Genomic DNA, 9192 nt, shown 5'->3' with positions numbered 1-9192 from the left:
ACCTTATTATAATGCCGTAGGAAAATATCCTCTTCATCACCTTGCAGAGGAACGTCGATTTCCGAATAAGAAGTCGCTCGCTGCACATCCAACACTCGCATGTCGCTCAATTTATACTGAGGGAATGCCTTTTTCATCATCCATAAAGCCAGTCTTACTGCCTCTTCTGATAGCGTAGGATTTTCTGAAAAATAAGGATAGACAATACGATTGGTATCATCACCTACCTTTACAGCTAAGGTATTTTCGACTTTTACAGTTGCATTAAGTTCATTGATATGGTGGCGGGATTTTGGATTCTGATCAAACAGTTGGAACGGTTGGTTATTCCAACGCCTCTTATGATTCCACCATCGTAAAAAACCATTTTTTAAAACCGGATACAGGCGCTTTCGCCTATAATTACTATCAATTCGACTTTCGGTCTGGATAGTTAAATCAGTTTCACCAGCAACATGGCTTTTGGCATCCGTCCAAAAAGGAATATAAAAATCACCGCCACTGGATTCTTCGCCATTTTCTTTAGCAACCGTACCACGAACATCTGTTTTCAGTTTTGTGGTAAGTTTATTTTCCGGCAGAAAGAACAGCTCTAATAGCTTTCTCAAATGTATTTTGTGTACGGACATTACTTTTCTTTTCTCACACCTTTAAATGGTGTTTTTGATGATGTTTTGACATCCATAAAACGACCGCTTGACGTATCTCTTTTGATGTAATGGCCGGCGGGTGTTTTCGTTTGCGAACGACCCTTAACAGCGCCAACGCGCTTCCCGTCTCCTGTGGGTGGATTTGTAGCCATTTTGACTTCCTTTCATTTTCACTGCGTCAACAATATCGTACGATAATATCTGTACACTTGTCGGGAGTCAAGTTGATATGGTATGATTTCGTATGATCAGCAGAACCAATCAATGCTATTCAAAATTATACGATAAATATCAAGGGGTTAATTGATGTCGCTTGCAGCGAAATTGAAAGAGCTAAGGCTAAAAAAAGGGAAATCACTACAAAAACTGGCTGACGAGGTCGGGGCTTCAAAGGCACATATTTGGGATTTGGAAACTGGACGAGCAAAAAACCCGAGCATCGAGTTACTCGCCAAGCTTTCCAATTCACTTGACACGAGCGTTACAGAATTGGTCGGCGAAGACCCTCTGTCTCAAGATGAAAAGCCTGAACTTGTTGCGATGTATAGAAACCTAAAGCAGCTTAATTCAAATGATAGGGAGACAATAAAAATTATGATGGAGCGCCTGCGCAGCCGAACAAAGGACGGCGAATGACCGTAACTAGGCTAGATTTAGACGGTACTGGGTCTCCGTTTGGATTAGTCACCAAAATACTCAAGGCTGAGCCGAACCTTCAAATACCTGTTCCAATCGAAGAACTTGCTCAGCAACTCGATATATCCGAAATCGGCGAGTTAGAAACAGACGGTTTTGAAGGCGGTCTACTTACCGATGAGGTACGGAGTTTTGGCGGTATTCTTATAAAAAAAGGTGCGAATCGAAAGCGGCGGCGTTTTACAATTGCACATGAACTTGGCCACTTCCTCATTCCTTTTCACAAGCCAGTAAAGGCAGGTGAATTTCTTTGTTCACGTGACGATATGCGGAAATGGAATTTATCTGAACAAAATCGGGCCACCAAAATGGAAGTTGAAGCCAACCAATTTGCCGCACTTATTTTGATGCCCCCTCCACATTTACGTCCTTTTATCGAGAATTCAAAGGACCCAGCGATTGTAAACATTCTCCGATTGCATGAAGAATTTGATGTTAGCAAAGAAGCCGCCGCACGTGCATATGCAGAGTATCACGGTGAGAAAGTTGCAGTGTTGGTCACACGCCACAACAAACTATTGCGTGCATACAAACGCTCTTCATTCCCAAGACTCAACATTCGTAACGGACAGAACATCCCTGAGCATATAAAGGACCTTCCAACATCCCGACTTCGTCAAGTCGGTGCTGAATATTGGTTGGAAACCGAAAATAGAAAAGTGCTGCCGCGACTGTTTGAAGAAGTGCTGTCACAAAAAAATGGCTTTGCGTTAATTATGCTTTGGGTTGAAATTTTCGAAAACGATGAATTTGATCCTGATGAAAACAGGACTTCAAAACAGCGCCTTCAAGAGAGGCTCCATCGGACTCAATTTCGCTAATAGGAATTTGATCTAGGAGCGTTCACGAATCTCAAGTGTAGCGGTATCTCCTTTGGTCATGGATGGTGTCGGAAGGAGCAGGAACGTTCCTTATGACTGGCGGGTGTCGGGGGCCATTACCCTGACGAGAGGGTGTCGGGTCGCGAAAGACCTGATCGGTATCCAAACGGCGAACGGTTGGCCTCAATGGAATTGTCGATGGGTGCAGGGAGAGCGAAGTCTCCCGCGAGTGATTGATCGACGATACGATCTACTGGCGCATAAAGGCTCAATGCCTGAGATGCGCCAAGGCGAGAGGGATGCAACGGGAGAGCGCCAGCGTCTCCCTTGCCAAGATAGCGTGGTAGTACCACGCACATCTTGCGGTGAGCCTGTAAGCGATCCGTTGTCGCGAAATACATTCAAGTGTACTACACGGTTGGTTCCGAGCAAATTTTAGGTTTAGTACGTAGCAGTTTAGTTAGGTGTCTCAGACAAACTGTTTCCCTTAGGTTCGTGCACGGTACACAATCTTACTTCGAAAGAGTATGTCTCAAAGCACTGAAGCTAATGCCTTGGAAATTTCTGGATGCCTCAAATGGGCACCTATGGCGTGTGCATCCTCGCCATGTTCTAACTTGACGCCTTCGATGTTCTTTACTCCGTCAAAACCAACGTCGCCTTTTTTGATAGGTGATCCCACCGGCACAAAGTCGTCTTTATCGTAAAGGTTCAGCCACTCGCCGATGTTTTCTGGCCGCCACAGCTCCTGTTGATCCAGTGACATTCGAATAAATTTCACGGGAAGTGGTGAGCCAAGCGTAATGAAAAGAGGAATCGGCGTACCCTTCATCAACTCTTCATTGAGAAGCATGCGAAACGCAATTGCAGTCCCGAGCGAATGCGAAATGATCACCATTGGTTCATCACCAAAACCGGCTGCGGGTTTGTGGGCATCGGTTTCGCCCATGATGATGTTTGCCACTTGATTTTCAATACCATTCCTCAAGCCTCTATTGTTTGCCCAGACTGCGGCTTGCTTAAGAAAGGGTCGACTAACGGTCTTGGACCATTTCGGTGGAAGTAAGTCTTGCGCTTTGTCTATCAGCCATGTGAGCCCCTGCCACACACCCATCTCGATTTCACCCTCTCGCTCAGGCGCTTCTACATTGGCAAGTTGCATATACTCCCTGATGAGAGCATCCCCGTAGCTGCCATCGGCAATGGTACCGCCCATTCCCATTTGGAATGTTTTTGTTCGGTCGAATTGTGGTAGCTCATCATTGAGCGATCCAAAATCAACAACCATTTTGTCTGTAGCGTAATACAACCGTTGAGCATAGTAGCCGACGGTAACCACTGAAATATGAGGCAACTTAACGCCCGCCATAGCCGCCCCGCGGTGAATTTGGGATGTCCAATTAGTCAGAACATCGCGAAGGTGGTGTTTTTGATTATTGATGCCATGGATGAAAACTATTTTCATGCGATGATCTGCCTTTCTGAAAAGTACGTTTTGAACCAACTATCGATTTCGCCGATTGTCCCTTTGTTCGACATTACGGGTAGAATACTCCCGCCGATCTTCGGACGAACTTCCGCGATCTTGTTATAAAAGTCTGGAAGATTAGCATCATCAATTAGAGACCACCCATACGCCGTTAACGGCGTCTGCGTTTCTATTGCAACCGTCTCGCCTTCGAAATCCGCCGAGAGTTTGCGTGTTGTTTTATCCCAACTGACAGGCCAGTCGCACACTAGTGCAACATCTATCGGTACAGACCGATCGCTGCGGGCATTTCTCAATGCGTCTTTGAATATCGCTACTTTATCCGCTCGGTGGGAGAAGTAGGCGACGGCTAAAACTTGAAATGGATCCACCCACTTGGCCGATAGCCGATCGATGAGTTCATCAACAAACTCAGAATGACTATAAGAAGATATAAATTTTTGTAGAAGCTGTGCGCCAAGACGGCTAATTTTGCCAGAATTGTCTTGTGCCGTGTAGGCAACCCCGACGGGCGTAATTTGAAAGTCGCGACCGATCAAGCCATGGTCATCCGTCGTCCCAACACTACTCTTTACCCAAGTTGAACTGCCCATAAATTCAGGAACTAGAAAACTGTGATCAGGCTCATGTATAAGCATCGTTCCATTAGTTGTGTCGTCCAATTGAATGACCCGCGCCGTCGCCGATCCTGCGAAAACACCACGGGGAGCCGCAACCTTTATTAGATCTGGTGATGACACCTGGGTTGGGGTTCCGGGCGGCGAGAATTGAGCAAAGTCTTCAAAAATCTCAGGAGGTATCGAAATTGTCTTCTTGCCGCCAAGCGGGCGTGAGGCATGCTCAACCACAACGACACCCGGAACTGAGTTGTGACCCGCCCTGACCTTAACTGCTGGCATAGTGTTCCCAAGACCTTCCGCTAGCAACAGGCTATCCAGCTCTTTCTTGGCTTCGATTTTTCGGCGCTTCGTTCTTTGGCGATTCGTCGCCTCCAATTCTTTGCTTGAAGTCGCATCAACTAAACCCGGCGGAATGCTTCTATAAATATGATCTGGTTTTCGAAATCCACCATCGCAAAAAGGAACACATTTTCCATTAGTATCTTCTAACGGAAACACTCTTTCTATGTATGCGTGTAACAGATCAGAGATCACAGCATTATCGGGCTGCGAAACAGTTTCCGTGACAGGCGGAGACGTTTCGAGCGCGCGCAGTAGAACTTCTGTAAATATGGACCCATCTGTGACAGCATATGTCGAATTCCCACCTTCCGACGCCATAAGTCGTTCATATTGTGGCTTGTCTGAGCGCTGAGGATTCATTTTCGGCGAGGGGATCGGCGACTCAACGTTTTGATCGAGATTGTGTTCGAGGACCGCACATGCGTCGCTAATAAACCCAATTTGCTTGGGATTCCATTGCCGAAGCTTGGCTTTCATTCTCGCCACGCCAAGAAGACTAGAATCGCGCATTTTACCCTCCGAAAGGAGCCAAATTTGATCACCACAAAATAACCCATGACCACAGAAGTAAATGATTATTCTACGCCGACGCGAAAGGCGGCCATCTATGGGGTGATCGCCAATGCGCTTATTTATTATGTCTTGCAAAATTGATTCTGTGGTTATGGTTTTTCCATTTTCATCAGACCAAATCCAACAGTCATAGTTTTCTTTGTCGGCCCACTTTTTCATTCGAGAAAGAGAGTCATAAATCCCGGCAGGTAATGGTTCGAATCCTGTCGGTTTTCGAACAGCTATTCCGATAAACAAATCCTCAGCCAATAGATCGTCCTCATAATAATTTGAAATTGTTGATGCAAATTTCCGTCAAGGAATTTTTTGGAATAATTTTCCAAGACCAACCATTCTAGAATCGCAAGCCGAGAGTTACATCGATGAAATTTTCATCTTGGAACGTTTTGACGTTTCGACCATCCACATACTCTAGCTTCATAAACAAGTGTTCGGCACCGGGCAGCGCGTAATTGAGGCCAACGTTGAAACGGCTGGCACCATTCAAATTTATGTCCCCCGCGACAAACTCTAAATGCCGGAATCCGGCTTCGACTGAGAAATTTTTGAAAAAATTAAGGGGACGATCGGCCTCGAGCACCACTCCTATCTCCCCCCCGATGCCGTAATAAACCTCGGCTCCAGCAAGCTCTGCGCTCGTTCCTGGGTCGAGAATATCAGCCGCCTCCAAGAACAGCGTCGCTGATGGCGATAAATATATCCCGGTGTTCGGGAGCCAGTTATTCCTGACCTCGTAGTTCTCTTGTAAGAAAAGCGGATAAGAGCCAAGTATCGGGCTCGCTTCAGTTGTTATGACAAGTTTTTTGGCTTCTTGAGCAAAATCAATTGAATATAAAGCCTGTGCCCCATAATTAAAGCCAATTCCTTTTTCTAGTTTCGCCGACCAGATGGCTAATGGCGACAACACATGAACGTTTGTAGTCTTGGTCGGCGAGTTCGTTTTACTGCGTTCATAATGCGCTCCAAAAACAAGAGCATTTTTGAAGTGATGCTCTTTTTGGGTTCGATCAATAACGGGTATACCAACACTGCCATTGACACTAAAGGTGGTCGTATCGCCAGCGCGGTCATTTCGGAGTGAAATTTGAGCAGCTGAATATTTTTTAAATGCGGCACGTTGCAGCTTTCTAACTGTCGCCTCCGATTTTTTACCGTCCGCATTTTCAATTTCAATGTCGCCAATCCCCGGCTTCAAAAGATCGGCCGGTTTGCCGCGTATTCGTAGAAAAGAGGAAACAAGCTGCGGCTCATCGTCTTTCGGCGGGGTCGAGCATCGTAGATAAACATTTGAATCAGTCGTGGAGGTTAAATCACGCAACAGTCTGCTGCTACCGAGGCGCGCGCCGTTAGCGAGATTGGGCAGTATGGCGTTTCGATCGTCATTATAATACCGTTCAAGGGCGGCATCGCTCCACGCGAAATATGTAGTTGTATCTTTTGGCTCCGGGGCTTGAGAAAAATTGGAGCCAAAATCTTGGGCGTTTACATGTAACGAGCAATAGGCAGCTTTCCAACGTGGGGCAGTCTTTGTGTTTAGACTGTAGCAGTCGTCTCTAAAGTCGCTTACCGGCGTTTGACTACACGTGTCGTATTCAGCTTGATTTTCGCCAGCCAGTCGACAGAATGGATTTTGACCGCTTGCGTAATCATCATGAATAGAAATGTAATGGTTGTCGGTAAGTTTAGATTTTGAAAATACAAGCAGCAGCGATTTTCTTATTTCTGCTGGGTTGTTCTGATCGATGCTATCGGCGAGTTGCTTTAGATCGCTCGGTAATAATGCGGCGCTAGCCAAAAGCCCATGTTCTTCCGGCTTAAGCGATGTTTGTTTTGCCACAAAACTTTTAAGTTTATTGACCGGCACGCGTTCTGTTTGTGTGGTGACATTACCCGCGAGATATTCTGCTTGACAGAGGTCTTTTTGCGCGCCCTTTGGGAGGCGGTTGCTTTGCCCTAAGACTGCATGTGGGAATAGAGTTGTTGCGCCGCATATCGCGATGCATAGAATGACATTCCTTTTCAGCATTTTACTTGTCCCAAAATTAATTAGATGGCGACGACATTTTGTGAGCGCGTCTGGCAAGCCAATCCGCCACTTGACTGATCATCATGCCGTGGGTCTCGGACGCTTCTGAATTCGTGCCGCTGCGAATGTTGTCGGAGAGATCTTGATCGTAAGCCGTGTTATGCGATTGAATTTCCCTCGCGGCAGCTCGCAACCGTCTTGCCCAAACATCTTGGTTGGACGTGTCCATAATGTCTTTAGGCTTATCCCATGCGTCTGGTCGAACACGCCCATAGGTATCTAATATTTCGTACAAACAAAGATCGCGAGTATCGGGAAATTCTGGCAATGAACCGCCTGCCGCAGAATCTAACGCCGGGAAGTTTGGCATAAAAGTGAGTGGCTTAACGCCCGTGACCGCTGAAAGGTATTGTCGCGACGACGCGGAGTTTCTTGCGTCAAGGTCGTCTTCGCCCAACGGTACTTTTTTTCCCGGTGATGCCACGATACCGATAAAGCGGTCGACCATGCTTCTAAAAAACAATTCGGAAAACCCGCCAACGAAGCCGACGGCAGCAAATACGGACAACTGCGTCGTAACTGCGGAAACGATGCCAACTGATGCAATGCCTGGCACAGTAAGGATGGTGTAGACAACAAACCCACCGATAGCACCAACGAGTGTGCGCATCCAAAATTTAACAAGGTAGTTACGAAAGTCAGTTGCGGTAGGATTATGGTCGCGCGATTCTAAGAGGGCGCTGGTCGCACCGCCCAATAATGAAAATGCAAAGATCCAAAACAGGTCGATTGGACTCCCCGAGCCTGAATTGGGGGTTTGGTGATCCTCGTGCAAAAGGAAGATAGAGATAAAAGCGAGCAAGGTTACGAGGGCAAGACTAACGGTCACGCCTCTCGTTAGGCGGCGCTTGAAACGGACCGCTTGTGAGACAACTGACCACTGATGAGAATAGATTGACAGCAGTGTAACAAGAGTGCTGCCTTTACCGTCGTTTGCGTATATTTCTGTTGCAACAGTTCGTTCACCTTTTAATTTTTGTGCTTCGTATTCACCGTAAATTTGAGCAAGGTGCTTGTCGAGAGCAGGCTCTAAGGCATGATACCGGGTCAGAAAATCTCGCTTGTCGAAAACTTCTCCAGGCAGTTGTATAAGCACGCTGGAAGCCTTGTTCAGAAGGCGCCAAGCATCGGATGGGCTGACGGCACGCCGTGCCGCTTCGATGCAGGCTTCAACTATGGCGAGCTTTTCGAGCTCGTCTGAAAGCTCATCGGAGTTCTGTTGGTCCGCCGTTTTTTCTTTCTTTAATAGAGTTTTGCGTAGCGGTTGTGCTTTGGCATCAAGAAAATCTCTAAAAGGGCGAACTTCACGCGGTGGCCCTGCTGAAACTAAGTTCAGCGCTCTTTGTAATAGATGGGATAGGCTGCTGCCCTCATAATCAAGCTTACGCAGATGTTCTTGAACACACTTGTCGTAGCACTTGATTCTTGCCGCATACTCTTCTGCGTTCATACTCATTGCTCTCCCCCAACAAATAAAAATCTATATTTTACATAAATAGCAGGAAAATAGGTTTTTTAGAAGTAAATCGCATCTGCACTCATTGCGATCTCAACTTTGTGAATAAACTTTTGCTACAGGTTCAAAAATAAGCAATTCACTTGAAATTTATGCACTTGGCCATATGAAACTTTGACGTGGGAAACAACAAAACCATCCTTGGTGTGATAATATACCATATGAAAAAACAGGCCGGGATGCTCGGCCCGGCCTGTTCCTCCACACAACGCAAATCGAAGAGGGAAATCTGCGCTCAAGGAATTTGTCTAGGTAATTCCGAACGCGGCGGCGGCTGATTGAAAACCTTCTCGCTCAACATCTTCGGCAGGCTCGCTTGCCTGCTCTTTCGCCTCTAGCGGTGTGGCTGATGATGGGACGCTGCCGTTCATGCGTTTCACGATAATATCGGCCCGGACA

The 9192-nt window shown here is 46.6% G+C and carries 8 protein-coding genes; 2 read left to right on the top strand and 6 right to left on the bottom strand.

Going from position 1 to position 9192, the window contains the following annotated elements; translation table 11 throughout:
* The coding region (locus IQ260_RS22075) for a hypothetical protein (protein ID WP_193995248.1) at positions 1–629 on the bottom strand (629 nt) is incomplete at its 3' end.
* On the bottom strand, positions 629–802 hold the full coding sequence (locus IQ260_RS22070) for a hypothetical protein (RefSeq protein WP_193995247.1): 174 nt from the start codon (positions 800–802) through the stop codon (positions 629–631). The genes IQ260_RS22070 and IQ260_RS22075, both read right to left, overlap by 1 nt.
* Positions 803–956: 154 nt before the next feature.
* Between IQ260_RS22070 and IQ260_RS22065 the strand changes: the two genes are divergently transcribed.
* Together IQ260_RS22065 and IQ260_RS22060 are read left to right on the top strand one after the other, a co-directional pair.
* On the top strand, positions 957–1286 hold the full coding sequence (locus IQ260_RS22065) for a helix-turn-helix domain-containing protein (protein WP_193995246.1): 330 nt from the start codon (positions 957–959) through the stop codon (positions 1284–1286).
* Positions 1283–2167 carry an ImmA/IrrE family metallo-endopeptidase gene (locus IQ260_RS22060; protein WP_193995245.1) on the top strand — a complete coding sequence of 295 codons (885 nt, stop codon included), beginning with the start codon at positions 1283–1285 and terminating at the stop codon, positions 2165–2167. Before IQ260_RS22065 ends, IQ260_RS22060 begins: the two co-directional genes overlap by 4 nt.
* 532 nt (positions 2168–2699) lie before the next feature.
* Here the strand turns inward: IQ260_RS22060 and IQ260_RS22055 are convergent.
* The 4 genes from IQ260_RS22055 to IQ260_RS22040 form a co-directional block, all read right to left on the bottom strand.
* A complete protein-coding gene (locus IQ260_RS22055) occupies positions 2700–3632 on the bottom strand; it encodes a hypothetical protein (protein WP_193995244.1) in 933 nt (310 codons plus the stop codon).
* Positions 3629–5440 carry a hypothetical protein gene (locus tag IQ260_RS22050; RefSeq protein ID WP_193995243.1) on the bottom strand — a complete coding sequence of 604 codons (1812 nt, stop codon included), beginning with the start codon at positions 5438–5440 and terminating at the stop codon, positions 3629–3631. Before IQ260_RS22050 ends, IQ260_RS22055 begins: the two co-directional genes overlap by 4 nt.
* An 85-nt stretch (positions 5441–5525) precedes the next feature.
* The gene (locus IQ260_RS22045; RefSeq protein ID WP_193995242.1) at positions 5526–7217 is read right to left on the bottom strand and encodes a hypothetical protein; all 1692 of its coding nucleotides are present in this window, start codon (positions 7215–7217) and stop codon (positions 5526–5528) included.
* 16 nt (positions 7218–7233) lie between these two features.
* Positions 7234–8727 (bottom strand): hypothetical protein, encoded by a 1494-nt coding sequence (locus tag IQ260_RS22040; RefSeq protein ID WP_193995241.1) that lies wholly within the window; start codon positions 8725–8727, stop codon positions 7234–7236.
* Positions 8728–9192 lie beyond the last annotated feature (465 nt).

Origin of the sequence: Leptolyngbya cf. ectocarpi LEGE 11479, assembly GCF_015207065.1 — a bacterium.
Taxonomy (GTDB): Bacteria; Cyanobacteriota; Cyanobacteriia; order Phormidesmidales; family Phormidesmidaceae; genus Leptothoe; species Leptothoe ectocarpi.
The sequence above is the reverse complement of the archived record's forward strand: the minus strand, read 5'-3'. Positions and strand labels throughout refer to the sequence as shown.